The organism is Ewingella sp. C233 (assembly GCF_055407225.1).
The window spans coordinates 124,303-150,698 of sequence record NZ_JBUZRI010000004.1 but is presented as its reverse complement, the minus strand read 5'-3'; the positions used below and the strand labels follow the sequence as shown (position 1 = coordinate 150,698).

The 26,396-nt window shown below is 53.6% G+C and carries 20 protein-coding genes; 13 read left to right on the top strand and 7 right to left on the bottom strand.

The features are described from left to right. Positions 1 to 239: 239 nt before the first annotated feature. Together prlC and rsmJ are read left to right on the top strand one after the other, a co-directional pair. Entirely contained in the window at positions 240 to 2,315 is a 2,076-nt protein-coding gene (gene prlC, locus ACZRKO_RS18260) for an oligopeptidase A (protein WP_463738659.1), read from the top strand. A gap of 14 nt (positions 2,316 to 2,329) precedes the next feature. After that, entirely contained in the window at positions 2,330 to 3,076 is a 747-nt protein-coding gene (rsmJ, locus tag ACZRKO_RS18255; RefSeq protein WP_463738658.1) for a 16S rRNA (guanine(1516)-N(2))-methyltransferase RsmJ, read from the top strand. Here the strand turns inward: rsmJ and ACZRKO_RS18250 are convergent. After that, complete coding sequence (locus ACZRKO_RS18250; RefSeq protein WP_463738657.1) at positions 3,061 to 3,879, bottom strand: MerR family transcriptional regulator; 819 nt, start codon at positions 3,877 to 3,879, stop codon at positions 3,061 to 3,063. The two genes, rsmJ and ACZRKO_RS18250, sit on opposite strands and share 16 nt — an antisense overlap. A gap of 170 nt (positions 3,880 to 4,049) precedes the next feature. Next, positions 4,050 to 4,499: a universal stress protein UspA gene (gene uspA, locus ACZRKO_RS18245; protein WP_463738656.1), complete on the bottom strand. Its 450-nt coding sequence runs from the start codon at positions 4,497 to 4,499 to the stop codon at positions 4,050 to 4,052. A 367-nt stretch (positions 4,500 to 4,866) separates the two neighbouring features. Here uspA and uspB point away from each other — a divergent pair, with 367 nt between their 5' ends. Beyond that, the gene (gene uspB / locus ACZRKO_RS18240) at positions 4,867 to 5,202 is read left to right on the top strand and encodes a universal stress protein UspB (protein ID WP_463738655.1); all 336 of its coding nucleotides are present in this window, start codon (positions 4,867 to 4,869) and stop codon (positions 5,200 to 5,202) included. 101 nt (positions 5,203 to 5,303) lie between these two features. On the opposite strand, the gene pitA is transcribed toward uspB, so the two are convergent. Further along, positions 5,304 to 6,818, bottom strand: coding sequence for an inorganic phosphate transporter PitA (gene pitA, locus ACZRKO_RS18235; protein ID WP_463738654.1), 1,515 nt, complete (start codon positions 6,816 to 6,818; stop codon positions 5,304 to 5,306). A 317-nt stretch (positions 6,819 to 7,135) separates the two neighbouring features. Here pitA and ACZRKO_RS18230 point away from each other — a divergent pair, with 317 nt between their 5' ends. The 3 genes from ACZRKO_RS18230 (at position 7,136) to ACZRKO_RS18220 (ending at position 10,306) form a co-directional block, all read left to right on the top strand. After that, a complete protein-coding gene (locus ACZRKO_RS18230) occupies positions 7,136 to 8,338 on the top strand; it encodes a BaiN/RdsA family NAD(P)/FAD-dependent oxidoreductase (protein ID WP_463738653.1) in 1,203 nt (400 codons plus the stop codon). A gap of 406 nt (positions 8,339 to 8,744) precedes the next feature. Continuing rightward, positions 8,745 to 8,951 carry a DUF6434 domain-containing protein gene (locus ACZRKO_RS18225; RefSeq protein WP_463738652.1) on the top strand — a complete coding sequence of 69 codons (207 nt, stop codon included), beginning with the start codon at positions 8,745 to 8,747 and terminating at the stop codon, positions 8,949 to 8,951. Between the two features lie 104 nt (positions 8,952 to 9,055). Further along, positions 9,056 to 10,306 (top strand): sensor domain-containing diguanylate cyclase, encoded by a 1,251-nt coding sequence (locus ACZRKO_RS18220; protein ID WP_463738651.1) that lies wholly within the window; start codon positions 9,056 to 9,058, stop codon positions 10,304 to 10,306. A 68-nt stretch (positions 10,307 to 10,374) separates the two neighbouring features. Here ACZRKO_RS18220 and aqpZ read toward each other — a convergent pair whose 3' ends face one another. Together aqpZ and ACZRKO_RS18210 are read right to left on the bottom strand one after the other, a co-directional pair. Continuing rightward, positions 10,375 to 11,076 carry an aquaporin Z gene (aqpZ, locus tag ACZRKO_RS18215; RefSeq protein WP_463738650.1) on the bottom strand — a complete coding sequence of 234 codons (702 nt, stop codon included), beginning with the start codon at positions 11,074 to 11,076 and terminating at the stop codon, positions 10,375 to 10,377. 296 nt (positions 11,077 to 11,372) lie between these two features. Then, a complete protein-coding gene (locus tag ACZRKO_RS18210) occupies positions 11,373 to 14,822 on the bottom strand; it encodes an autotransporter outer membrane beta-barrel domain-containing protein (RefSeq protein WP_463738649.1) in 3,450 nt (1,149 codons plus the stop codon). Positions 14,823 to 15,168: 346 nt separating this feature from the next. Here ACZRKO_RS18210 and ACZRKO_RS18205 point away from each other — a divergent pair, with 346 nt between their 5' ends. The 3 genes from ACZRKO_RS18205 to ACZRKO_RS18195 all read left to right on the top strand — a co-directional run bounded on the left by ACZRKO_RS18205 (position 15,169) and on the right by ACZRKO_RS18195 (position 19,957). Then, on the top strand, positions 15,169 to 16,479 hold the full coding sequence (locus tag ACZRKO_RS18205) for a TolC family outer membrane protein (protein ID WP_463738847.1): 1,311 nt from the start codon (positions 15,169 to 15,171) through the stop codon (positions 16,477 to 16,479). Positions 16,480 to 16,618: 139 nt separating this feature from the next. Next, positions 16,619 to 18,778 (top strand): type I secretion system permease/ATPase, encoded by a 2,160-nt coding sequence (locus ACZRKO_RS18200; RefSeq protein ID WP_463738846.1) that lies wholly within the window; start codon positions 16,619 to 16,621, stop codon positions 18,776 to 18,778. Positions 18,779 to 18,781: 3 nt separating this feature from the next. After that, entirely contained in the window at positions 18,782 to 19,957 is a 1,176-nt protein-coding gene (locus ACZRKO_RS18195; protein ID WP_463738648.1) for a secretion protein HlyD, read from the top strand. A 328-nt stretch (positions 19,958 to 20,285) separates the two neighbouring features. On the opposite strand, the gene ACZRKO_RS18190 is transcribed toward ACZRKO_RS18195, so the two are convergent. Continuing rightward, the gene (locus tag ACZRKO_RS18190) at positions 20,286 to 21,257 is read right to left on the bottom strand and encodes an alpha/beta hydrolase (protein WP_463738647.1); all 972 of its coding nucleotides are present in this window, start codon (positions 21,255 to 21,257) and stop codon (positions 20,286 to 20,288) included. 90 nt (positions 21,258 to 21,347) lie between these two features. Continuing rightward, positions 21,348 to 21,851, bottom strand: coding sequence for a GNAT family N-acetyltransferase (locus ACZRKO_RS18185; protein WP_463738646.1), 504 nt, complete (start codon positions 21,849 to 21,851; stop codon positions 21,348 to 21,350). A gap of 517 nt (positions 21,852 to 22,368) precedes the next feature. On the opposite strand from ACZRKO_RS18185, the gene ACZRKO_RS18180 reads away from it, so the two are divergent. From ACZRKO_RS18180 to ACZRKO_RS18165, 4 genes are all read left to right on the top strand, one after another. Further along, complete coding sequence (locus ACZRKO_RS18180) at positions 22,369 to 23,064, top strand: pirin family protein (protein ID WP_463738645.1); 696 nt, start codon at positions 22,369 to 22,371, stop codon at positions 23,062 to 23,064. A gap of 269 nt (positions 23,065 to 23,333) precedes the next feature. Then, on the top strand, positions 23,334 to 23,657 hold the full coding sequence (locus ACZRKO_RS18175) for a PTS sugar transporter subunit IIB (RefSeq protein ID WP_463738644.1): 324 nt from the start codon (positions 23,334 to 23,336) through the stop codon (positions 23,655 to 23,657). Further along, complete coding sequence (locus ACZRKO_RS18170; protein WP_463738643.1) at positions 23,654 to 24,979, top strand: PTS sugar transporter subunit IIC; 1,326 nt, start codon at positions 23,654 to 23,656, stop codon at positions 24,977 to 24,979. Before ACZRKO_RS18175 ends, ACZRKO_RS18170 begins: the two co-directional genes overlap by 4 nt. A gap of 31 nt (positions 24,980 to 25,010) precedes the next feature. Next, positions 25,011 to 26,393, top strand: a complete 1,383-nt coding sequence (locus ACZRKO_RS18165) for a glycoside hydrolase family 1 protein (RefSeq protein ID WP_463738845.1) — start codon at positions 25,011 to 25,013, stop codon at positions 26,391 to 26,393. Positions 26,394 to 26,396: the final 3 nt, after the last annotated feature.

The window sequence follows — 26,396 nt, the reverse complement described above, 5'->3', positions numbered from 1 at the left end:
CTGTCACATCCTAACCGGCTTGCGGAAGAAAAAAGAGTACTGAGCGTCAGTGACAGCACGATTTCCAGATGCATCCCGCATGGTTGTACTCCGGTCCCCGGCGAACTCTTGATTTCCGCCTGCCTTGACCTCATGTTAGTTATTGCGTCATATAGAACATCACCCAAATTCACGGTGTGTTGCGCGAAGAGCCGAGGCCAGCGCCGCGCGCATCATGCACAAAACTACAGGACCTCCCTATGACTACAGCTTCAACCAACCCGCTCCTGCAACCTTTTACCCTGCCGCCTTTCTCTGCGATCCGTCCGGAACATATCGTTCCTGCCATGCAATCTGCTATCGAAACGTGCCGTCAGACGGTTGAAAGCGTGGTGGCACAGTCCGGGCCATACAGCTGGGAGACGCTCTGTCAGCCACTGGCGGAGAGCGACGACCGTCTGAGCCGCATCTGGTCGCCGATCGGGCATCTTAATGCGGTGAAAAACAGCCCTGAGCTGCGTGAAGCTTACGAGCAGTGCCTGCCGATTATTTCCGAATTCAGTACCTGGGTCGGCCAGCATGCTGGCCTGTATCAGGCATATCGCGATCTGAAAGAGGGCGCTAATTTTGCCAAACTGACTCTGGCGCAGAAAAAAGCGGTGGATAACGCACTGCGCGACTTCGAGCTGTCAGGCATCGGTTTGCCGCCTGAGAAGCAAAAGCGCTACGGTGAGATCTCTGCCCGTTTGTCTGAACTGGGTTCGACCTACAGCAATAATGTGCTCGACGCCACCATGGGCTGGAGCAAGCTGGTTACTGACGTCAATGACTTAAAAGGTTTACCGGAAAGCGCAGTGGCCGCTGCCAAAGCGCTGGCCGAATCGAAAGAGCAGGACGGTTGGCTGTTGACGCTGGATATTCCCAGCTATCTGCCGGTGATGACTTACGGTGAAAACCGCGAACTGCGCGAAGAGATGTACCGCGCTTTCGTCACCCGCGCGTCCGATCAAGGCCCAAATGCCGGTAAATGGGATAACAGTGAAGTGATGGCCGAAGAGTTGGCATTGCGCCATGAACTGGCCGAATTGCTGGGCTTCAAATCCTTCGCTGACATGTCGCTGGCCACCAAAATGGCGGAAAAGCCATCACAGGTGATCGACTTCCTTAATGACCTCGCCAAACGCGCGCGTCCGCAAGCTGAGCAGGAGCTCGCACAGCTGCGAGCCTTTGCCAAAGCGCATTATGACGTGGACGAAATGGAAGCCTGGGACTTGCCTTTCTATGGTGAAAAACAGAAACAGCATCTGTTCTCCATCAGTGATGAGCAACTGCGTCCGTACTTCCCGGAACAACGTGCGATCGAAGGTCTGTTTGAAGTTGTGAAACGCATTTACGGCATCACGGCAAAAGAGCGTAACGACGTGGATACCTGGCACAAAGACGTGCGCTTCTTCGACCTGTTCGATGAAGCAGGCGATCTGCGCGGCAGTTTCTATCTCGATTTGTACGCACGTGAACACAAACGCGGCGGTGCCTGGATGAACGACTGTGCAGGTAGCCTGCGCAAAGCCAATGGCGACGTGCAAAAACCCGTGGCTTACCTGATCTGTAACTTCAACGGACCGGTTGGCAACAAGCCGGCGCTGTTTACGCATAACGAAGTCACGACGCTGTTCCACGAATTCGGCCATGGTCTGCACCATATGCTGACCAAAATCGACACCGCAGGCGTTGCTGGTATCAGCGGTGTGCCGTGGGATGCAGTCGAACTGCCAAGCCAGTTTATGGAAAACTGGTGCTGGGAGCCGGAAGCGCTGGCGTTTATCTCCGGTCATTTCGAAACCGGCGAACCGCTGCCAAAAGAGATGCTGGATAAAATGCTGGCGGCTAAAAACTATCAGGCGGCGCTGTTTATTCTGCGTCAGCTGGAGTTCGGCCTGTTCGACTTCCGTATGCACGCCGAGTATGACCCGGTCAAAGGGGCGCAAATTTTGCAAACTCTCGCGGAAATCAAAAAGCAGGTTGCCGTGGTGCCATCGCCGAGCTGGGGCCGCTTCCCACATGCGTTCAGCCACATTTTCGCCGGTGGCTACGCCGCCGGTTACTACAGCTATCTGTGGGCGGAAGTGCTCTCTGCCGATGCCTATTCCCGTTTCGAAGAGGAGGGGATTTTCAATCGTCAGACCGGCCAGTCGTTCCTCGACAACATCCTGTCGCGCGGGGGTTCGGAAGAGCCGATGGAATTGTTCAAACGCTTCCGTGGGCGTGAACCTCAGCTGGATGCTATGCTGCGCCATTACGGCATTAAAGAGAGCGGCACGAAAGAGCCTGCCTGAGGAAACGTCACCCCGTGAGTGTCTGTTTAATTTGTGAAGAAGGCGCCGATGAAGGCGCCTTATCTATTCTGGCGCAGCGCTGGAATTTGACGTCAGAGCCCGACGCCGTGATGGCGCTAGTGCTGACGGCTGAACGTCTCGAGTTACGTAAGCGCGACGAGCCAAAACTGGGCGCGATTTTTGTCGATTTTGTCGGCGGCACGATGGCGCACCGGCGTAAGTTCGGCGGCGGTCGAGGTGAAGCGGTGGCGAAGGCGGTCGGCATTAAAGGCGGCTACCGGCCCAACGTGGTAGATGCAACGGCGGGGCTGGGGCGCGATGCTTTTGTACTGGCGTCGCTGGGCTGCCATGTGCGGATGCTGGAGCGCAATCCGGTGGTTGCCGCATTGCTCGACGACGGTCTGGCTCGCGGATACCGCGATGCCGAGATCGGCCCGTGGCTGCGTGAGCGCATGACGCTGTTACATGCCTCCAGCCTGACGGCGCTGGCGGATCTGACGCCAAAACCGGAAGTGGTGTACCTTGACCCGATGTATCCGCATAAGCAGAAAAGTGCATTGGTAAAAAAAGAGATGCGGGTGTTTCAGGGATTAGTCGGCCCGGATGACGATGCCGATGGTCTGCTGGAACCGGCCCGCCGCCTGGCGACCAAACGTATTGTGGTCAAACGGCCTGATTATGCGCCACCGATGGCCGGAATTCCCGCGCAAGCCGCGCTGCCCACCAAAAGCCACCGGTTCGATATTTATACGCCGTTGTAAATCAGTTTTTCGATCAGGGCGGTATCAGGCGTTGCCTGCCGTGGTTTCACGGCGGCGGCAGGCAGCTGCGTGATATTGCCGACCAGCATGACCGGTAAACCTTGCGCTTCCCAGCCCTGAAACAGCGCCTGCTGACGTTCGCTCAGCGGCTTATCCGACCAAATCACATAATGTTCCATCTTAAAGTGTGACAGATCCGGCTCTGCGATGGGGGCTGAAATCACCTCTACCCGTAAACCTTCTCCGGCCAGTGACATGGCTTCCAGCCAGATCTCCAGCGGATCGCGGATATGCATCGCCAGTAACAGCACGCTGGCTAGCCCTTTCTTGCGTGAGGTGGTGAGGATAAACGCGGTGTACTCGATGATGGCACTGTCGAGCAGCCCGAGCTGCTGTTTCATCAAAGGGTGTTTGCTGGACGCCAGAAAGCGTCGCAGCGGGCGCAGAACGTCATTCACCAGATTGGCAGACGGGTATTCGCGGCCACAGCGCCAGACCACTCGGCGCAGTTTATTGGCGTCGCAACCGTCAAGAAGGGTAAGGATTTCTGCCTGAATTTCCCGCCAGCCGTTCGGACATGCGGCGGTATCGCCCTGTATCCGGTTGCGGATCTGGGTGAGCGGTACGCCACGGTTAACCCAGTCGAGAATCACATGAATGCGTGACAGATCGTCGTCGCTGTAAAAACGCTGTCCCTGAGGTGTTCGGTGAGGTTTGAGTAATCCGTGGCGCTGCCACGTGCGCAGGGTGATAGGGTGTATGCCGCAGAGCTGGGCTGTGGTGTCGATATCGTATGTCGCCATGACGTCTGACAGTTCCTTTTGGTCTGAGTGATACCTTCCTTAGCTATAAAATAAATCCCACCGGTTGTATAGGACAATCATTAGTTTTGTGAATGTTTAAAGCAAATTGCATTGATACAAAACAAAAAGGAGATACCTGAGCATCTCCTTTTATTCCTGCTAATTAGAAATCATTGGGCAGCAGGTTCGTCTTCTTCGTCACGCAGTGGAACGATAAGCATGTCGATATGGACGGTGTTGATCAACTGGCGGGCTGAAGACATCAGCTTGCTCCAGAAGTCCTGATGGTGGCCGCACAATACTAAATCGACGCTGTATTTATTGATAGCATCAACCAGCACCTGGGCTAAATCGCCGCTGCCGCTCAGGGTTTCTGAGATCGGATAGCCGGCATTTTGAGACAGTTCATTCAGCGCGTGGTGGGTTTCTTCAGAAATACGCTTTTGCATATCCCCCAGGTTGACATCAATCAGACCGGTGTATAAATCGGAGTAATTTACGTCGACGTGGATCAAGGACACTTTGGCGTTATACGGACGCGCCATAGAAACCGCTTTCTCGACCAGCACTTTGCTTTCGGGAGACAGATCAACCGCAATAAGTATGTGTTTGTAAGACATAAGAAAACTCCTTCCATAAGTCAGTTAATAGCAATATCAGCATCATGCGAGTTTCATGCTTTCAGTATAGCGCTAAAACGCCCTGATAAATCAAGACTGTCTCCTCGTTTCCTGAAAGTGGTTCTGATGCAAATCTATAGACGTAAATAATATGAAGATGCGCCCCCCTTTTTTATTTCGTTTCCTACACTGAATATTAAGGGACCGGCGTTGTGCGCCAGACGTCTCTGGTATTTTTTTGCGACGACAGGGTGGGCGGGTGCAAGTTTACCCGGGGGGGAGATGTCTTAGGCGGTAGAACGAAGTCGCGGGCAGGCGTTATTTAAAGGCGGCACTGCGCGTGGCACATTCGTTTTGAGGGGGAATTATGATCAGTCCCGTTGCGCTGTTTTGGGCTTTATGTTTTGTCTGCGTAGTCAATATGCTGCGTTACTACTCTTCATTACGGGCACTGCTGGTGGTGTTACGCGGATGCGATCCTTTGCTGTATCAGTACGTCGATGGCGGTGGTTTTTTCACGGCCCATGGACAACCCAGCAAGCAGATCCGGTTAGTGCGATACATCTATGCTCAGCGTTATAACGATCATCATGACCCCGAGTTTATTCGCCGTTGTGAACGGGTGCGCGGCCAGTTTGTGCTGACGACGGCCCTGGTGGGTCTGATCCTGATCAGCATGATGGCGATGTTGATCTGGTACTGAAAACCGAACATAACCTGTGGAGGACGCGGTGAAGATCCGGAGCAATAAAAAGGCGGCTTGTTCTTTCGAACAGCCGCCTTTTTAACATCAGCTCATCAGACTCAGATAAACTTCAGCGCGATCCAGTACAACACACCGGAAAGAACAATCGACACCGGCAGGGTTAAGATCCATGCCATGGCGATGCTTTTCACCGTTTTGCTCTGTACGCCGCCGCCATCTACCAGCATGGTGCCGGCAACTGCGGACGAAAGAACGTGGGTCGTGGAGACCGGCATACCGGTATAACTGGCGACACCAATGGACACCGCGGCGGTTAACTGCGCCGACAGGCCTTGTGCGTAAGTCATACCTTTCTTACCAATCTTCTCGCCGATGGTGGTCGCAACGCGCTTCCAGCCAATCATAGTACCCAACGCCAGCGCCAGTGCGACCGCAATGATGATCCAGATAGGCGCATATTCTACGGTTTGCAGAATGTCGCTTTTCAGGTCACCGAGGAAGCGTTTATCAGCCGGGGTCGTTTCTTCCAGCTTGGCCGCTTTGTCTGCGGTATCCGCAACGCACATCAACAGGCGACGCATATGGCTGCGTTGTTCCGGTGACAGCTCGCTATAGGATTGCAGATTAGCCAGCAATGCCTGCGTGCGGTCAATAGCGTCAAGTGCGTGTGAACTGTCGCAATGGAACACTTTTTCCTTCGTGGTATCTGCCGCTTCTGCTTTGGACTCTTCTGGCGTTTGTACCAGTGGCGTCAGCGCGACCACGTGTGGCAGGGCATTATCGTGCTTCTGGTAGAACTGCTGCAGATGCGTCACGGCGTCGCGGGTACGGGTAATATCGTATCCCGTGGCGTTCATGTTCAGCACGAAGCCTGCTGGAGCCACACCAATCAGCACCAGCATAATCAGGCCGATTCCCTTCTGGCCGTCATTCGCCCCGTGCGAGAAACTTACGCCAATCGCTGACAGGATCAGACCGATACGGGTCCAGAATGGCGGCTTCTTCTTGCCGTCTTTCTTTTCACGTTCCGCTGGCGTCAGGTGAATTCGCGCGTGCTTTTTGGTGCCACTCCAGTAGCGGCGCAGCACGAAAATCATGGTTCCGGCCATAATCATCCCAACCAGTGGAGAAATGATTAATGACGCAAAAATCCCGATCATCTTAGGAATGTTTAAGGCATCCACCACCGAGCTGTGGGTGACTAACGCATTGGTCAAACCCACACCGATAATGGCCCCGATCAGAGTATGAGAGCTGGAGGCCGGCAGGCCAAAATACCAGGTTCCCAGGTTCCAGATGATGGCGGCCAGCAACATGGAGAACACCATGGCCAGACCGTGAGCCGAACCGACATTGAGTAATAAATCTGTTGGTAGTAAATGAACAATGGCGTAAGCCACGCTCAAACCACCAAGAATAACGCCCAGGAAGTTAAACACCCCAGCCATGACGACCGCAAGTTGCGAGCGCATTGCGCGGGTATAGATGACAGTAGCTACTGCGTTTGCCGTGTCATGAAAGCCGTTGATGGCCTCGTAGAACAGCACAAACAGTAACGCGAGAATCAATAACGAGCCGGTGTGGATATCTAACCCGGCAAATAAATGCAGCATATTTGTTACGCCAGTTAGTGGTCATGAACGCCGCGCATTATCTGCGAGAACAGGGGGACGGTAAAAGGAAAATATGACTTTTTTTTGGTGACAAACTGCTCTCAGTCTATCTTGTTCATCACTAATCTTTTTTTAATCAATAGGTTGTTGGCTGATTTATGAAGAAACATTTGCTTACTTTGGCGTTAGCTAACGTTTACTGACTGGCTTCGTGCCTGCTGGCGTCTTACAATCGCCGCCCGTAGAGGGTGTTGGTGAGATTTTTGCCCCTGCTATTTATATAACGTAGCTGAAAATGAGAGAAAAGTGAGGCCGATGTGGAACAGATTGATGTAGTGGTTGTTGGTGCAGGTGCGGCCGGTCTGTTTTGCGCGGCGCTGGCAGGACAGGGCGGTCGGCGGGTCGTATTGTTGGATAACGGCAAGAAGATCGGCCGCAAAATTCTGATGTCTGGCGGCGGGCGTTGCAACTTCACTAATCTGTATGCCGAACCGGCCGCGTACCTTTCTCAAAACCCGCATTTCTGCAAATCCGCGCTGGCGCGCTATACCCAGTGGGATTTTATCGAAATGGTTAACCGTCACGGCATCGCCTGGCATGAGAAAACCCTCGGGCAGTTGTTTTGTGATGACTCGGCGCAGCAAATTGTCGCCATGTTGGAAAGCGAATGCGCCAAAGGCAACGTCGATATCCGCCTGCGCAGTGAAATTACCGACGTGGTAAAAACGGAAACCGGCTTTGAAATCAAGGTGAATGGATCAACTGTAAGTACTCACTCACTTGTGGTTGCCAGCGGCGGATTATCGATGCCGGGTCTTGGCGCTTCACCGTGGGGATACCGCCTTGCGGAGCAATTTGGTCTGAACGTTCTGCCTACCCGCGCCGGTCTGGTGCCGTTTACGCTGCATAAACCGCTGCTCGACCATCTTCAGACCTTGTCCGGCGTTTCAGTGCCCTCCGTGCTGACCGCCGAAGACGGCACGGTATTCCGTGAAAGCATTCTTTTTACCCATCGTGGCATGTCAGGTCCGGCCGTTTTACAGCTGTCGAGTTACTGGCAACCTGGCGAGTTTGTGAGCGTTAACTTACTCCCTGATGTCGATATGGCGGGGTTTTTGGATTCACAACGCCAGCAACATCCGAATCAAAGCCTGAAAAATACGCTGGCAATGCAGTTGCCGAAACGGCTGGTGGAGTGCCTGCAAACGCTCGGTCAACTGCCGGACGTCACGCTTAAACAACTGAACGCACCGCAGCAGGCGGAACTGGTGGAGCAATTGCAAAACTGGCAGGTACAACCGAACGGTACAGAGGGCTACCGCACGGCAGAAGTCACGCTGGGTGGTGTCGATACCAAAGAGATCTCGTCAAAAACCATGGCCGCCGCCAAAGTGCCGGGTTTGTACTTTATCGGCGAAGTGGTAGACGTTACCGGCTGGCTTGGCGGGTACAACTTCCAGTGGGCATGGAGTTCTGCATGGGCCTGTGCACAGGATTTGGTGTCCGACCGGAAACAATAAACGTTGTGAACTATTTTTAAATAATGGGGTTGAAAGCGGTTACGGGTGATTACTTTGCCCTAAATATTGCTGCGCTGGTAAAATAAACCACACACGTATTAAATGCTGTTTGAGGAATAAGAACCAAGGGAAGGCTGAATGCGTTTTAGCATGATATCTGTCATTATTATCCTCTTAACTGTTTGCTTTTTTCATTAAGTCGACAATTAATATGGATAGGAAACGCATTTATTTAGAGCAGAAATAAATAAAGTGGAAAGCAGATGAAGCATGGCGTGAGGACGCTACTCGTAATAAGAAAATTCAATAGGGTAAAATTAATTATACTTCACGCGATAAACCTAGACGCTGGTATTTTATTATTTTCATTTCACCAGCTCTCACCTAACTCCTACAGGAAACCCCTATGGCCTTCAACTGGCACAGCGCGACCCTAACGACGGCAACAGTGATTAATGAAAATTATAAAAATACTCAGAATGTACGGCGTTTTATGGTTGAGCATTGCGGGGCGGGTTTTAAATTCGACCGGGATTTTATGGCCTGGATCCGCAATGGTTCGGCCAAAACTCTGGGTGACGTCGTGAAGGAGTGGAAGCGTCGTCAGGCGTGATGCATTGAAGTGTGCTGTACTCGCTGCCTTGCGCGAGAAAATCCGTGAGTTCGGGGAAAATCGTTGTATTGTGGCCGTATACCAAACAGTGATCGGGATCGCCTATGCTGCCAGCCCAACTCGACGCGTTGAATATTTTGAGCACCCCGGTTTGGGTTGTCTCGCCAAAGAACCAGGAAATCCTTTTCGCCAATACGGCAGCACAGCAGCTGGCTGGCCACAGCCAGCTACCGCCGCTACGTAACGGCCAGTTTTCTGCACATGCCCAGCACTCGCTGGAGTCCTATCTTCCTGCTTTACTTAAAGATGAACAAATCGTTGAAATTTGGACCGTTCAGCGTGATGGCACCCCTTTTCCGCTGAGTTGCCATCTCTCGCTGATGCGGCTGGAGGGGCAGGGAACGGCGATTATCTTCGAAGGTATTAATGCTTCCGGCGTCGCGATGCCGGCCGCCAGCCCGCGTCTTGACAGTGTATGCTCAGCGCAATATTGCCGCGATGAGCGGGGTTTTTATGAACGTCTGTTTCATACTAATACCGCGCCTATGCTGCTTATCGATCCGGCGAAAGAGGGGCTGATTGTGGATGCCAATCTGGCGGCCACACGTTTTTATGGCTATTCACGCGAAGCGATGTGCCAGAAACATACTTGGGAAATCAATGTTATGGGCCGCGATATCTTGCCGGTTATGCATGAAATTGCTCGGCTGCCCGGCGGTCACAAACCTCTTAACTTCATTCATAAATTGGCGGACGGCAATCTGCGTCACGTGCAGACATATGCCGGTCCGGTGGAGCTGGACGGTGTGCGGCTAATGCTGTGTATCATTCATGATATTACCGAACAAAAGCGACTGGAGCAGGAGCTGGAACATGCGGCACTGCGAGACGCGCTGACAGGGCTTGGTAATCGTCGTCAGTTTTTGCAACTGGTCGAACGCGCCTATGCCAGAAACCAATATTTTGAGCAGGATTTTAGCCTGATGCTGGTGGACGCCGATCACTTCAAAGCGATTAACGATCAGCATGGTCACCACAAGGGTGACGAAGTGCTGATCTCACTGGCAAGGGCGCTGGAGTCAGGCATTCGTGACAGCGATACGGTGTTTCGCTGGGGGGGTGAGGAGTTCGTTATCCTGCTGCCGCTGACCAATCTGCAAGGGGCACTGTACGTGGCTGAAACCCTGCGCGAAATTGTTCAGCAGCTCAGCCAGCAGAATCTCCCGCAACTCACGGTGAGTATTGGGGTCGCGCAACATCAGGCTGATGAGGACTCAGACAGCTTGTTCAAACGCATGGATGAAGCGCTTTACCGCGCAAAAACCTCCGGACGTAACAGAGTGCTGGCGGGATAGCCCGGTGCGGAGCTAAAAAAACCGCGCCTGAGCGCGGTGGGGAACAAAGTGATATCGCGAGAGTATTATTAAACCGCTTTCTTATTTTCCAGCAGGAAGCGGTAGACCAGACCACCCACGATGCCGCCGAGGATTGGCATCAGCCAGAACATCCACAATTGCTGCACAGCCCAGGTGCCCTGGAAGAGAGCTACAGCGGTGCTTCGCGCCGGGTTTACGGAGGTGTTTGTGACCGGAATACTGATTAGGTGAATCAGCGTCAGCGCCAGACCAATCGCCAGCGGGGCAAAGCCTGTCGGTGCATTTTTGTCGGTTGCGCCCAGAATGACGAGCAGGAAGAAGGCGCTCAGTACGAACTCAATCAGCATCGCTGCACCGAGTGCGTAACCATTGGGTGAATGTTCGCCGTAGCCATTGGAAGCAAAACCGCTAGCCGTGGCGTCGAATCCGGCTTTACCGCTGGCAACCATGTAGAGCACCGCTGCCGCGGCAATCCCGCCGATAACCTGTGCAATGATATAAGGTACGATGTCTTTGGCAGCGAAACGGCCACCGGCGAACAGACCAAAGGTCACCGCCGGGTTAAAGTGCCCGCCGGAAATATGGCCTACGGCATACGCCATAGTCAGCACCGTTAAACCAAATGCCAGCGCAACACCCGCAAATCCAATCCCTAACTCCGGGTATGCAGCCGCTAAAACCGCACTGCCGCAACCGCCAAATACCAGCCAAAATGTACCGAAGAATTCGGCAAATAGTCTCTTCAACATATAATCCCTTAAAATGATTTTGATTCGAATAATAAAAAACCTCGCGGATTATATGGACAATAAAGGGGGCGATCAAAAGATATTCATTAAATGAATATACAATATGCCAAATTTAAGAAATTTCTCGATAATGATAAGAGGGATTCTTATAATGCGGTGTGTCCCTTATGCATCATTGATGCGTTAAATAAATTTAATAATGTTCTCTTTATATAAAAATTGGCCGCTCCATTTTTTAAAGTATGGAGCGGCCGCTTTTTATTTCAGCGCAATTCGACTTTTCGATACGGAAATGATCAGAAGCTCACCTTCACACCGATCATTGCACTGGTATCACGGTAGCTTTCACTGCCCATCTGCTGGCCGACGTTACCCCAGAGGTTAACGCGTTGAGTCAGTTGACCGTCCACACCGGCACGCACTTCAGCGATATTCTTGCTACCGTGCTGCTGGATGCTGACATCGTTCATCGTTGCGCCCATATTCTGGCTGTTGTTCAGCCAGTTTGCTTCGATGTAGGGCTGGAATACCGGCTGTTGTTTGTCGCTGTGCGTTTTCATTGATGCACGCACGCCGGCGCGGGACTGCACGTTGCCGTTGCCCTGGCTGGTGACGCGGGTGCCGTTGTTCTCGGTCACGTCATCGGCCTGGATATTCGCCCAGACAAACTGCGCATTCGGTTCGATGAAGTAGCTGTTTTTCGCGCTGTCTTCACCCAGTTTCCAGCTGTAGCCCCCTTCGACTGACGCACTGATGCCTTTGGATTTATAGCTTTCCTGCGGCAAACCGTCGCCCTTCACGCTGTTGTTAAACCAGTTGTACTGCGCCCAGCTGTCAACATACGCACCGGTTTGCGTGGCAGCATTCTGGTACCAGGTACCGTACACGCCGAGGCTGTAACCGTTAACCTGACCCTGCGAACGGTAACCGGTGACGTTGGAATCGGTGTTGCTTTGCGCATTACCGTAACCGACCATGGTGCCGAAATGCAGGCTGTCAGTGCCGTCGAAGGACCATTTACCGAGGTCGCCGCCGATCTGCAACACGTAGCGGTTGGTCTGGGTTGTCAACAGATCGCTGCTGTCGGTGCTGGTGTTATGGCCGCCGACGTTGCGCATCCACAGACTGGTGACTTTTTTCTCACCGGTGATGGCATCTACATACTGAGTTTCACCGCCGCGATCGTGCAGGCGCAGGTTAAACATGTTGTTGGCTGCCGCCATGTTTGCCAGATAGCTGCCCGCTTCCGGACGGGTGATCATATTCACCGGTTGTACTGGTTTCTCCGGGATCACCGGATCGACAGGTTTTACAGGATCCACAGGATCTGTCGGAGAAACCGGATCAGTGGGATTCACCGGATCGACCGGCGTTACCGGATCAACAGGAATGACCGCCGCCGTATCACTGGTCAGATACCAGTTTTTGGCTTCGCTGCCGACGCCGCGCATCAGGTGGTAATCGTAAGCACCGGCTACGATACGGCCCTGCTGCTTAAATTCGCCGTCAGATTCGCCGCCGACAGAAATCACTTCGATACCCTGAATTGTCTGCGCACCGCTGCCGCCCGCTTTGTTCATCACGACGTTGGTATCGCCGGAGGTATTACCGGTGATCTGTAATGTATCGTGCGATGAGCCGTCATCGGACAATACGCTGTTCATGACTAACGTACCGCCGTTGCTGTTGTAATCGCCATCGACGGTCAGGGTTTTGAAGCTGTCTGTGTCGTGATTAAATACCACGGTACTGTCGTTCAGGTTCAGGTCGCCAACGTTAGAGTCGCCGGTCATGATCCACTGGCTGTTGTTGCTCAGGTTCAGCGTTTGCAGACCCGCAGAAGCGCCCTGCCATTGAGAGTTGTCCAATGCCATCGTGCTGCTGTCTGTGAAGTTGCGGTCAATAGAGACGTCGCCGCTAAGCTGGGAACCATGGGTTGCCGTGATGTTCATGCTCCCCACGGTGTCTCCGGCATCGTTCTCCTGACCCCCAACCATCAGGTATTTCTGGCCAATAATGGACGAGCCGTCTGCCGTCAGGTTCAGTGAAGAACCAACATCAGCTTGGATCGCCACATTATCCGTGGAGAGTTGCGTATTTTTCAGTGTCGCGTTTTGCACACCGCCAGTGGACTGCACACCAATCGCTTCTGCGCCGTTGTAGACCAGACGTGAATCTTCGAAACTCGCTGTATTCAGCCCCGTACCATTGCTCAGCAGGACCGCCGCATTTGGTGCGTCGTTGACGTTATTAATGGCAATATCGATATTTTTTGCAATCAGGGTGCCATCGTCAGTAATGGTCATGCCGTTGCCGCCCAGCGCTCCGGTCATACCCAGCCCGTCAATGTTGGCTGTCGAATTATTAATGTAAACGCCCTGCGATTTCTCAGCAGCAAGCGAGATTTCGGCATTGGTTAAGTTCAGCGCTGAGCTGCTGGTCGCTCCGATGGCTGCGCTGTATTGGCCATCAGTTTGTACCATATTGATATTATTGGCATTAATAGTACCACCCGCCAGCCACATCGCGGAGCTGTTGGCATTGATGTTTAAGCTGTCAGCGTTAATCACCGCGCCTGCACCGGAATACAACCCGGTTGCGCCATTGTAGCCAACGCTTCCTACTGCCCCGATGTTCAGATCCATATTGCTGATATTGGCTAGGGTACCGTTCATCCCCTGAATGCCATTGCTCCCTGCACCTGAGGTGGTGATACTGCCGCCGTTAACGGTCGCCTGTGCACCCACGCCCGTTAACAGAACGCCGCGGGCGTTGTCGCCGGTGGTGGTGAATGCCACATTGTTGGCCGTGGTGATCCCGCTTTGTGCGTAGATCGCACTGCCACCGGAACCGGAGGTATTGATGGTGGCATTGTTAACCGTGACGGCGCCGCTGCCGGTCGCGGCATTTTGAATGCCATAGCTATTGGTGCCCTGCGTGGTGATACTCAACGTGTCGGCAGTTAGCTGGGTATCTGCCCCCGTAGCCAGAACGCCACGCGCGCTGTCGCCTGCGGTGGAAAGGACGATGTTATTACCGGTCAGGTTGCCGCCCTGCGCCAGTAATCCGCTGGCGCCAGAACCCGCAGTGCTCATGGTGGCATTTTTAACATTCACACTGGCCGTCGCACCGGTGTAACGAATACCGTAACCGTTATCGCCGCTGGTAACGATGCTGAGTCCGTCAATATCCAGCGCGGAATCGGCAACCAGAATACCGGCTGCGGTGCTTAGAATCTGTACGTCAGTGCCGTTGAACACGCTGTTACCGAGCAGGTTAATACCGTAAGTGCCAGTACCTGTGCCCATCAGGCGCAAGTTATTGGCATTCACGGTAGAGCCGGTGGCAGCATAAAGTACGTGAGTATTGCCACCTAATGTGCCGAGGTAGACGTTATCCAGTGTCAGCGTGGAACCGTTCTGGACCAGTGCCGCATAGGCGGCGCTACCTGTGGTGGTAGCCTGGTTGTTGGTGAACGTCAGGTTGCCGCCGTTGTTCACGGTCATGGCGTAAGTAGAGCCTGCTGACGTCGCGATTTGATAATTATCGTAAGTGGCGGTAGTGCCATTAATGGACAACTGACCGTTCGGCGTCGCCGTGGCAGAGAAGGTGGCCAACAAGGCGGCAGCGGTAAGCAGGCCGGTGGTGGTGCCGGAGCTGGATTTGGTTTTGCCGGTCGCCAATTCAGAGGTGACCATAAAGCAGCGCAGGGCGCTGTTCCAGATAACGCGATAGATTTTGTTCATAGTGATAGTGCTCTCGTCCGCAGAGGGTTTAATGGCAGTGAATATATGCGAACAAGAAACAGTCATCAGTCAGGCCGGTCCTACCTTGTTGTAGGACGCGTCTGAAGAAAAAATAGTGAGGAATTTCCGCAGGAGGAAATAAGGCGTACGAAACTTCCTACTGCATGGGGTAATTATTCTTCCTGCTTTCCTCATTTCTCTCTTAATAGGCCTGCGCCTTCCTATTCACTTGTCGGTGAATAGGATAAACCTTAGGCGCTGCGTATTATTCTTGGGTCAGGAATATAAGAAATCACTCAGGAATAAACAGTTGAAACGGATTTTGAATTATTTAACCTGCGGGCTGATGGCCTTCACGGTCGCATTTTGCCTATTTCCGGCGCTGTCTGCTCCATTACCGCAGTGGGCGCAGGCGCCGAAGGTTAACGATGTCGATACCCTCACCTTAAAAGAGAGTCTGCTGCGCGCCTTTGGCCGTAACCCCGGTATCGCCCAGCAGGCGGCACAGGTCGGGATTGGTCAGGCGCAGATCCGCGAAGCCGAAAGCGCCTGGTACCCGCAGGTTGGTCTTAGCGGGAATACCGGCAGTTCTACTCAGAATGATATTGGCAACAGCCTCAATAACTCGGCCTCTTATGGTCTGACGCTCTCCCAACTGGTGTATGACTTCGGCAAAACCAATAGCAACATTAAACAGCAGGAAGCCACTCGCGAAAGCTACCGGTTCAAACTGATGTCGACCCTCAGCGAAGTCGCGGAACAAACCGCGACGGCCTATGTGCAGGTGATGCGTTATGAGGCGCTGGTCAGGGCTGTTCAGGGAAACATTGCATCGTTGGAAAGTGTGCGCAATATGGCGCGCTTACGTGCGGATGCGGGCCTGAGTACCCGTTCGGACGTGTTGCAGGCAGAAACCCGCATCTCGAGTATGCGTTCCACTTTGCAGGATTATAAAGCGCAGTTGCAAACCGCCCGTGCCCAGCTGGCGGTGCTGACCGGCGTTCAGGCCAGCCGTTATCAGCCGCTGCCCGATTCTCTGACGGACCAGCCGGTGGCGCTGGATAACATCGATTATTCGCGCATTCCTGCAGTACTGATGGCTGAAAATCAGCAGCAGGCGGCGCGTTACGGCGTCGATAAAGCCAAGTCGCAATACTGGCCGACGCTCAGCTTGCAAGGTAACCGCACCCGTTACGAAAATAACAATAATTCTTACTGGAACAACCAGTTGCAACTCAACGTGCAGGCGCCGTTATATCAGGGCGGTGCAGTCTCTTCGAGGGTCGATCAGGCGGAAGGCGGTCGGAGAATGGCGGCCTCGGTGGTGGATCAATCCAAACTGGATGTACTGCAAAAAGCCTCGGTGGCCTTTGCTAACTGGGACGGTGCGCGCGGTCGCGAACAGGCTGGCGGCCAGCAATTAACCAGTGCCCGCCAGACCCGCGATGTTTATAAAAATGAATATAAGCTCAGCACACGCAGCCTTAACGATCTATTAAGCGTCGAGCAGGATGTCTTTCAGGCCGAATTTTCACAAATCAGCGCTAATTATGACGGCTGGACCGCAGCCGTAAATTACGCCACCGCCGTGAACAACCTATTACCGCTGAGCGGAATTAACACCGCCGCCGCCGATACCTTACCGGATTTGAAATAACAGACGCTGGCCGTCGCTATTTTGATGCGCTGTTTTCTGTACCACACAGGAATTTTTTATCATGAAGATCAGCTCACAGCCTGATGCTGAAAATATTGCGGAAAGCTCAGCCGAGCCGCAAACCGCCTCCGGCCCGAAAATGAACAGCGAAGCCTGGCTTGAGGCCATGCTCGCCGTTGCCCGTCATTACCGCCTGGATTACTCAGAAGAGAACGTCCGCGTGACGTTACGCTGGGAAAGTCATACCGATCAGTCATTGTTCCTCGAAGACATGGCCCGTCAGCTCGGGATGGCGCTGGTCATGGCCGGATTTGACGCGCTACAGCTGGACCCGTGGCGGTTGCCGGTCGTCGCGCAGTTTGGCACGGGCCAGATTGGTGTGTTGAGCAAAATGGATAACGATGGGAATGTTGGTGTGGCGTTCAGCGGTGATAAAGGGCTGGAAACCACGATCCCGGCGGCTGAACTCAGTAAGTGCATTGTCCAAATTGCGGTACTGCGCCCGCTCAAATCCATCCCCGATGCGCGGGTGGATGATTACATCAAGCCGTACAAAAAAGACTGGTTCTGGAGTATCGCGCTGCGTGACTGGAAGCGCTACGGCGACGTGATGCTAACCTCGATGGTGGCGAACGTGCTGGCGCTGGCGGGGATGTTGTTCTCCATGCAGGTATATGACCGCGTGGTGCCCGCGCAGTCCATCCCGACATTGTGGGTGCTATTTGGCGGCGTGATGTTGGCGATTTTGTTCGAATTTATTATGCGCATGGTGCGCGTACATATTTCCGATGTGATCGGTAAACGCGCCGATTTACGCATTTCTGACCGGGTATTTGGCCGTGCATTGCGCATTAAAAACAGTGCCCGATCCAAATCCACCGGATCCTTTATTTCGCAGATCCGCGAGCTGGAGTCGGTGCGTGATCTGATCACCTCCACCACGCTTAGCGCGCTGTCGGACCTGCCGTTCTTCCTGCTGTTTGTCTTCATTCTGTGGATGATCGGTGGCCCGCTGGTGTTTGTCGTGCTGCTCGCGTTACCGCTGCTGATCATTCCCGGCCTGCTGATCCAGCGTCCGCTGGCGAAATTGTCCAACGAAGGGATGCGTGAGTCAGCGGTGCGTAACGCCACGCTGGTCGAAGCGGTGGAATCCATCGAAGACATCAAACTGCTGCGCGCCGAGCAGCGTTTTCAGAACCAGTGGAATAACAGTAACGACGTGGCGGCCAGCGTCAGTATGCGCCAGCGTTTCCTTACCAGTTTACTGATGTCGTGGACGCAGGAAGTGCAGTCGATTGTCTATGCGGTGGTACTGCTGGTGGGTTGCTATCTGGTGATGTCCGGCGACATGACCACCGGTGCGCTAGTCGGAACGACGATTTTAGCCTCGCGCACCATCGCGCCGCTGGCGCAGATCTCCGGTGTGCTGTCGCGCTGGCAACAGGCGAAAGTGGCGCGCAAAGGGCTGGACGAACTGATGCAGCGCCCGCTCGACGCGCCAGAAAAGGGCAAAATGGTGCACAAAGCGGTGCTGCGCGGGCACTACCAACTGAAAAATGCGGTGTTCTATTACGACGAAGAAGAGAAAATTGCCGATCTGACCCTTACCAGTTTGCACATCAAACCGGGGGAGAAAATCGCCATTTTAGGGCGCAATGGCGCGGGGAAATCCACTCTGTTGCAATTGCTCTCCGGTATGCAGATGGCGCAGGAAGGGCAGGTGCTGCTGGACAATATCAATATTAATCAGCTGGATCCGGCAGATATCCGCCGGGATATGGCGCTGCTCAATCAGAACGCGCGGCTGTTCTTTGGCTCGATTCGCGAGAACCTGACCATGGGCATGCCCAACGCCAGTGATGAAGACATTCACCGGGCGCTGGTACTCAGCGGTGCGCTGGCCTTTGTGCAGAAACAGAAGAATGGCCTGAATTACACCATCATGGAGGGCGGCAACGGCCTTTCCGGCGGCCAGCGTCAGGCGCTGCTGCTGGCACGTAACCTGATCATGCAGCCGAATATTTTACTGCTCGATGAACCGACCGCCTGGCTGGATGAGATAACCGAGCAACATATTATCGAACACCTGCGTCACTGGATCAGCAACCGCACGCTGGTGATTGCGACTCACCGTTTAGCGATGTTGCAGCTGGTTGACCGCATAATCGTGATGGATAGCGGCAAAATTGTGCTCGATGGACCGAAAGAAGAGATCCTTAAAAAGCATTTCCATCAGGCGTCACCCGCACCGGCGGCAAAACCAAAGCGGCCGGTGGTTATTCCGCAGGGAGCGGTGTAAATCATGAACGGACACATTCAAAGTAACCGTGGGCTGGTTGAGCCAAAACTGCCGCGTTCGACCTTGCTGGTATGGATTATCGTCCTGCTGCTGCTCAGTTTTCTGGGCTGGGCGTGGTTCTTCAAACTTGACGAAGTCACGACCGGCACCGGGAAAGTGGTGCCGTCTGCCCACGAGCAGGTGGTGCAATCCCTTGAGGGCGGCATTCTCTACAAACTGGACGTGCGCGAAGGCGATATCGTTGAACAGGGGCAGGTGCTGGCACAACTCGATCGCACCAAAACGGCGTCCGGCGTACAGGAGAGTTTGTCGCGTATGCATGCCGCGATGGCAACCGCCGCACGATTGCAGGCGGAAGTGAACAGCACGCCGCTGGTTTTCCCCGCAGAACTGGCTGAAGAGTCGGGGCTGGTGAACGCTGAAACGGCGCTCTATCAGTCGCGACGCGAAAGTCTGGAAAGTGGTCTTAGCGGGCTGGAGCAGGGCATGGCGCTGATTTCGCGCGAGCTGGCGATGACGCGTCCGCTGGTTAAACAGGGCGCGGCAAGTGATGTCGAAGTGTTGCGCTTACAGCGCCAGATCAACGAGATGCAGAATAAATCTACCGATCTCAAAACGCAGTATTACGTCCGCGCCCGTGAAGAACTGGCGAAAGCCAACGCCGAAGTGCAGGCACAGCGCTCGGTGACGGAGGGTCGCGAGGATTCCCTCACGCGGCTGAAATTTACCTCGCCGGTGCGCGGGATTGTGAAAGATGTTGAAGTCACTACCGTCGGCGGTGTGATCCCGCCTAATGGCAAGCTGATGACGCTGGTGCCGCTCGACGACCAAATGCTGGTTGAAGCCAAAATCTCCCCGCGCGACGTGGCCTTTATCCATCCTGGGCAGGCCGCCCGGGTGAAAATCACTGCTTACGATTACTCGATTTATGGCGGCTTACCGGGTGTGGTGACCACCATTTCGCCCGATACCATTCAGGACGAAGTGAAGCGCGATATTTACTACTACCGCGTCTATATCCGTACCGACGTTAGCTATCTGAAGAACAAATCCGGCAAAGAATTCCCGATATTTCCCGGCATGATCGCCACCGTTGATGTCAGCACCGGCAGTAAATCCGTGTTGGATTATTTGCTTAAGCCGTTTAACAAGGCGAATGAGGCACTGCGGGAGAGGTAGATTGACTGGGTGGGTGCGGCCCAGGCGCGCTTTTAAATTCAACTTCAACTTCAAGACCGTGGGCTCGCCGGCCACACTGGCCCAAAGGAGGTTTAAACGAACCTCCTTTGGAATCCTGCGTTTTTTAACTGCGCGCTATCACTGAATCGGGATGGCCGTGTTTCAGTCGCCGCTGTGATAGCCGAAAAATAGCGCCGTGTTTCGGTTCCTTCGCGACGGGTTAAAACCCGCGAAAAAAGACTCGCGGTTTCCCCCCTCTTGCTCAGCGCCATTTTTGAATGCGGCCAGGGGCTTTTTCAATTCAAAACCCTCGGGTTTTACTCTGGCTTTATTCCAGATAGTGCCTTAACGCGGCGGCGGCCTGGGCGAGGGCGGTTTTTACGGCAGGGATAGTGGCGAGCGGGTTTAGCAGGCCGTAGTCATGGATCAGTCCGTCATACCTGACGAGTGTCACTTCCACGCCTGCTTCATTCAGTTTGCGGCCATAGGCTTCGCCTTCATCGCGCAACACGTCGTATTCGGCCACCTGAATCAGTGCTGGCGGCAGCCCCGCAAGTTGTTCGGGTTTGGCCTGTAGCGGCGAAGCGTGCAGCTCCTTGCGCTTGCCCACATCGGTGGTATAGGCATCCCAGAACCACTTCATCATATTGCGTGACAGGAAGAAGCCCTCGGGGTAAGTCAGATAGGATTCGGTATCAAAATTGGCATCTGTCACCGGCCAGAGCAGAAGCTGGAAGGCGATATGCGGCGTGCCTTTCTCTTTGGCCATCAGCGCCACAACCGCTGCCATATTGCCGCCAACGCTATTACCGGCGACAGCCAGCCGCGAGGCATCTACGTTGATTTCATCGGCGTGTTCGGCCACCCATTTTGTTGCCGCATAGGCCTGATTAATCGCGACCGGATAGTGCGCTTCCGGTGAGGGCGTGTAGTTAACAAATACTGCAACGGCACCGCTGCCGACGACTAAATCGCGGACCAGACGTTTGTGGGTCGGGAAGTCGCCCAGTATCCAGCCACCGCCGTGGAAGAACATAAACACCGGTAATTTTTTGCTGTGGCCGATGGGCCGGACTATCGAAAGGGTCAGTGAGTGTTCATCGACAATAATGGTCTTTTCAGTGGTTTCAATACCGCTTAAATCCACCTCAACGGACTTTTGTGCACCAATCAGAACTTCGCGCGCCTCTTTCGGTTCCATCTGCTCCATAGGTTTACCGCCGCCGGAATTCAACTGGGTCAGAAACGCTTCAATATGGCGGTTGGTCGCTGCCTGCTCGGGCTTAATCGCTTTGCTCATCTTCGCTCCTCGGTCATTCAGAATTCAGTGAGTGAAGGATAAGTATAGGAGGCGTTGCGGCGTCCTGCCGGACGCCGCAACGCTGGGGGGTTAACGCCTTTCTGGCTTTATGCGGCCCATGTGCAGCACATCCACCAACTCACCGTTACGCATCGCGAAGCACGGACTGCGACCTTCAACGACAAAGCCGAACTTTTTGTACAGCGCGATGGCACCTTCGTTGTCGGCATACACTGTCAGTTCGATGCGTTTTATGCCCAGCCAGTTATCGCAAAGATCAACCACGGCCGCCATCAGCGCACTGCCAACGCCTCTGCCCTGAAAGGCGCTATCTACGCCGATGCCGAAAGAGGCAACGTGACGGCGGCGCAAGTTCTGTTCGATCATCATGCCCGCATTGCCAACAATTTTGTCATCAATACAGGCGACCAGTGCGAATTTCCCTGGTGCTTTGGCGGCCAGACGTTCTTCCCATAGGGATTCAGGAAAATAAGGGAGGTGCAGCGTGCCGGTATAAAGCGGAACCTGAGCGTAGAGTTGATGAAGCGCCTGTGCATCTCGGTCTTCTGCGTGGCGTATGACTATTTCGCTCATGGCTGCACCCTCTTATTGTGGTTACTGTTTGAATAACCTACACATTTATCAGGATTTCAAAAAGAGTCAAATGATAAAGTGGCTAAAAATAATCCTTTACAAGTGCGAATGATAATGATTATTATTGTCATGTGTTCCGGGGATGGCCACACACCATGGTCAAACGGGTCCCCATGAATGCACGACATTGCTCACATTGCTTCCAGTATTATTTAGCCAGCCTTATGTGCTGGCTTTTTTTTCCCTTCATACTTCGGGCTGCTAGTGCGTTGGCTGCACTTACTCACCCCAGTCACATACTGATGTATGTTCCCGGGGATTCCCTCGCTTGCCGCCTTCTCCCAGCCCAAATTATTTTGGGAAAAACCAGCATCTCTTTCTTCTTAAAACCTCAACAAATCCTTTGAATTTAGTTATCTGCGCTTGTTCATATTTTTTGAATAGAGGGGTGAAGTTTTTACGCTTTCTTATTCTCAGCCGTTGACTAGACTAGAGAAAACATTGAGGAGAGTTGAACATGATCTACTTACGCAAAGCACAAGAACGCGGTCACGCAAGTCACGGTTGGCTGGAAAGCTGGCACACGTTTTCTTTCGCCGATTACTACGATGCGAACTTTATGGGCTTCTCCGCGCTGCGGGTTATCAACGAAGATTTCATCGACGCGGGGCAGGGTTTTGGCAAGCATCCGCACAAAGACATGGAAATCCTGACCTACGTGCTGGAAGGTACCGTGGAACATCAGGACAGCATGGGCAACAAAGAGCAGATTCAGGCGGGTGAATTTCAGATTATGAGTGCCGGTACCGGCGTGACGCACTCCGAATACAACGGCAATAAAGATAAGAAATTGCACCTGTATCAGATCTGGATCATTCCTGACAAAAAAGGTCTGGAACCGCGTTATGAACAACGCATGTTCGACGCACCGCAGGGCCGACAACTGGTGCTTTCACCGGATGCCCGCGAAGGTTCGCTGAAAGTGTTCCAGGACATGGAGCTGTCACGCTGGGCGCTGAAGAAAGAGGAACAGTCCGTTTATCAGATTCAGGCAGAACGCCGCGTGTGGATCCAGGTCGTTAAAGGCACGGTATCCATCAACGGCCAGAAAGCGGGTCCGAGCGATGCACTGGCAATCTGGGATGAAACGGCGCTGTCGGTCCATGCCGATGAAGACAGTGAAATCCTGCTGTTTGACCTGCCGCCGGTCTGATAGATATCAGATTCTGTAACGTCATAATGGGCAACTCCGGTTGCCCATTTTTTTTCACTCCTCTGCGCCATAGTCTCCCCTCCCAATATTGCCGATATTTCATTCAACTTCGTGATGCCATTCACAGCCTTGCACACGCCAGCCCCCAATTTTTGAACGCGCTCTCATTCTTCGTGTTTAAGGGTGGAAACCGGTTTCCAAAATGACTCCAATGCTTGTGTGATCCATTTAACTCAGTAGCCCTTTCATCATCACTGGAGTGAAGCACTATGAAAAAAATCATGCTTTGTTGCGCGGCGGGAATGTCGACCAGTATGTTAGTTCGCAAGATGAACGAAGCGGCGCAGGCGCGCGGCGACGAGGTAGAGATTGCGGCCTTCGGGGCCAGCGAGTTCGAGGAAAAATTCCGTGACTACCAGGTGGTGCTGCTGGGACCGCAAATTCGGTATATGCATGCTGATTTATCGGCCAAAGCGGCTGAGTTCAACATTCCGGTCGCCACCATCGACATGATGGATTACGGCATGCAGCGTGGTGAGAAAGTGCTGGATCACGCACTGTCGCTGATTGAACAGGAAGGAAGTCACGCATGAGTGCCTATCAGTCGATGGTCGACTTTATAGAGCGCAGGGTGACACCGCTGGCCGGAACCGTCGGCCAGCAGCGGCATGTGATTGCTATCCGTGACGGCTTTATCGCCGCGCTGCCGTTTATGATCATCGGCTCGTTTATGCTGGTGTTTATTTTTCCGCCATTTTCACCCGATACCACCAACGGCTTTGCCCGCGGTTGGCTGAATCTCTCTCTGAAGTACCGCGAAGAGCTGATGCTGCCTTGGTATCTCAGCATGGGCGTCATGACGTTTTTTATCTCGGTGGGCATTGGTGCCAGTCTCGGTAAGCACTACAAACTGGACCCGATCATGACCGGTTTGCTGGCCTTTATGGGTTTTCTGCTGGTGGCTGCGCCCTATCATGATAAGCAGATTTCGACGCAATTCTTCTCCGGAGAGGGGATTTTCACTGCCATTCTCACCTCGATTTACACCACAGAGGTGTACGCCTTTCTGAAGCGCCACAATATTACGATCCGCTTGCCGAAAGAGGTGCCGACTGGCGTGGCGCGATCGTTTGAAATTTTGATCCCGGTTGTCGTGATTGTCGCGACGCTGCATCCACTTAACCTGCTGGTGCAGTCTGCCACCGGGATGATCATCCCTGAAGCCATCATGCATCTGCTGGCCCCACTGGTATCGGCCTCGGACTCACTGCCTGCGATCCTGCTGTCGGTGCTGGTCTGCCAGATCTTGTGGTTCGCGGGTATTCACGGTGCGCTGATTGTCACCGGCATCATGAACCCGTTCTGGCTCACCAATCTGGCGCTGAACCAAAGTGCGCTCTCCGCCGGTGCGCCGTTGCCACATATCTACCTGCAAGGATTTTGGGACCACTACCTGTTGATTGGTGGTGTTGGCTCCACCCTGCCGCTGGCGTTTTTACTGCTGCGCAGCAAAGCCATTCACCTGCGGACCATCGGCAAAATGGGCGTGGTGCCAAGCCTGTTCAATATCAACGAACCGATTCTGTTCGGCGCGCCTGTTATCATGAATCCGGTATTTTTCCTGCCGTTTATTTTTGTGCCGATGCTCAACGCCGTTTTTGCCTATACCGCCACCAAACTCGGCTGGGTTGCACAGGTGGTGTCACTGACGCCCTGGACTACGCCCGCGCCAATTGGGGCGTCATGGGCTGCCAACTGGGCGTTCAGCCCGGTGATTATGTGCCTGTTTTGCATGGTGTTGTCGGCAGTGATGTATTACCCGTTCCTCAAAGCCTATGAGCGCACCTTGCTTAAACAAGAAGAAGAAAAAGCCAGCTCACAAACGGCGGGCCATGCCGTGCCGGTTAACAGTTAATAAAATCAGCTAAAGGACAGCGAAGATGACCATGAAATATGCATTTCCAAAGGAATTCTGGTGGGGCAGCGCCAGCTCTGCACCGCAAACTGAAGGTGAAAACCTGAGTTTTGGCAAAAGTGCCACCGTCTGGGATCACTGGTTTGAGCAGGAACCTAACCGTTTCCACGGCAACGTCGGGCCGCAGCAGACTTCGACGTTCTATGAGCATTGGCGCGAAGATATCGCTTTGCTGAAACAGCTCAATCACAACACCTTCCGTACGTCGATCTCCTGGGCGCGTTTAATTCCGGCCGGGCGCGGAGAGGTCAATGCACAAGCCGTGACCTTCTATAACCAGATCATCGACGAAATGCTGGCACAGGGTGTTCAGCCGTTTATTAACCTGTTCCACTTTGATATGCCGATGGTGATGCAAGAAGCGGGCGGCTGGGAAAACCGCGACGTCGTGCAGGCCTACGGTGAATTTGCCGCGACCTGTTTCGACCTGTTCGGCGATCGCGTTAAACACTGGTTTACCTTCAATGAGCCGGTGGTGCCGGTGGAAGGCGGCTATCTGTATGACTTCCACTACCCGAACGTGGTGGATTTCAAGCGCGCCGCGACCGTGGCCTACCACACCATGCTGGCCCACGCGCTGGCGGTGAAAGCCTACCGTGAACGTCAGCAGGGCGGTGAAATCGGCATTATTCTCAACCTCACGCCGTCGTACCCGCGTTCGCAGCACCCGGCGGATATCAAAGCCGCGAACATCGCAGACCTGATGTTTAACCGCAGTTTCCTTGACCCGGCACTGCGTGGTGAATATCCGCAGGAGCTGGTAGAACTGTTGCGTGAGCAAGGTCAGCTGCCTGATTGCCGCCATGGCGACGCCGAATTGTTGCAGCAGGGGGTGGTCGATCTGCTGGGTATTAACTACTACCAGCCGCGCCGCATTCAATGTCGCGACAGTCTGGTGAATCCGCAAAGCCCGATGATGCCGGAATGGTTCTTCAGCAACTACGAGATGCCAGGGCGCAAGATGAACCCGCACCGTGGCTGGGAAATTTATGAAAAAGGTATCTATGACATTCTGACCAACCTGCGGGAAAACTACGGCAATCCGCGTTGCTTCATTTCCGAAAACGGCATGGGCGTGGAAAACGAATTACGCTTCGAGCAGGACGGGCAAATCAATGATGAGTACCGTATCGACTTCGTGCGTGAGCACCTGAAGTGGCTGCACCGTGCGTTGCAGGAAGGCAGCGGTTGTCTCGGCTACCACATGTGGACGTTTATCGACTGCTGGTCATGGATGAACGCCTACAAAAACCGTTACGGCTTCGTGCAGTTGGATCTGGCGACACAAAAGCGCACGGTGAAAAAAAGCGGTGAGTGGTTTGCTAACGTTGCCTCACAGCATGGTTTTGACTAACAG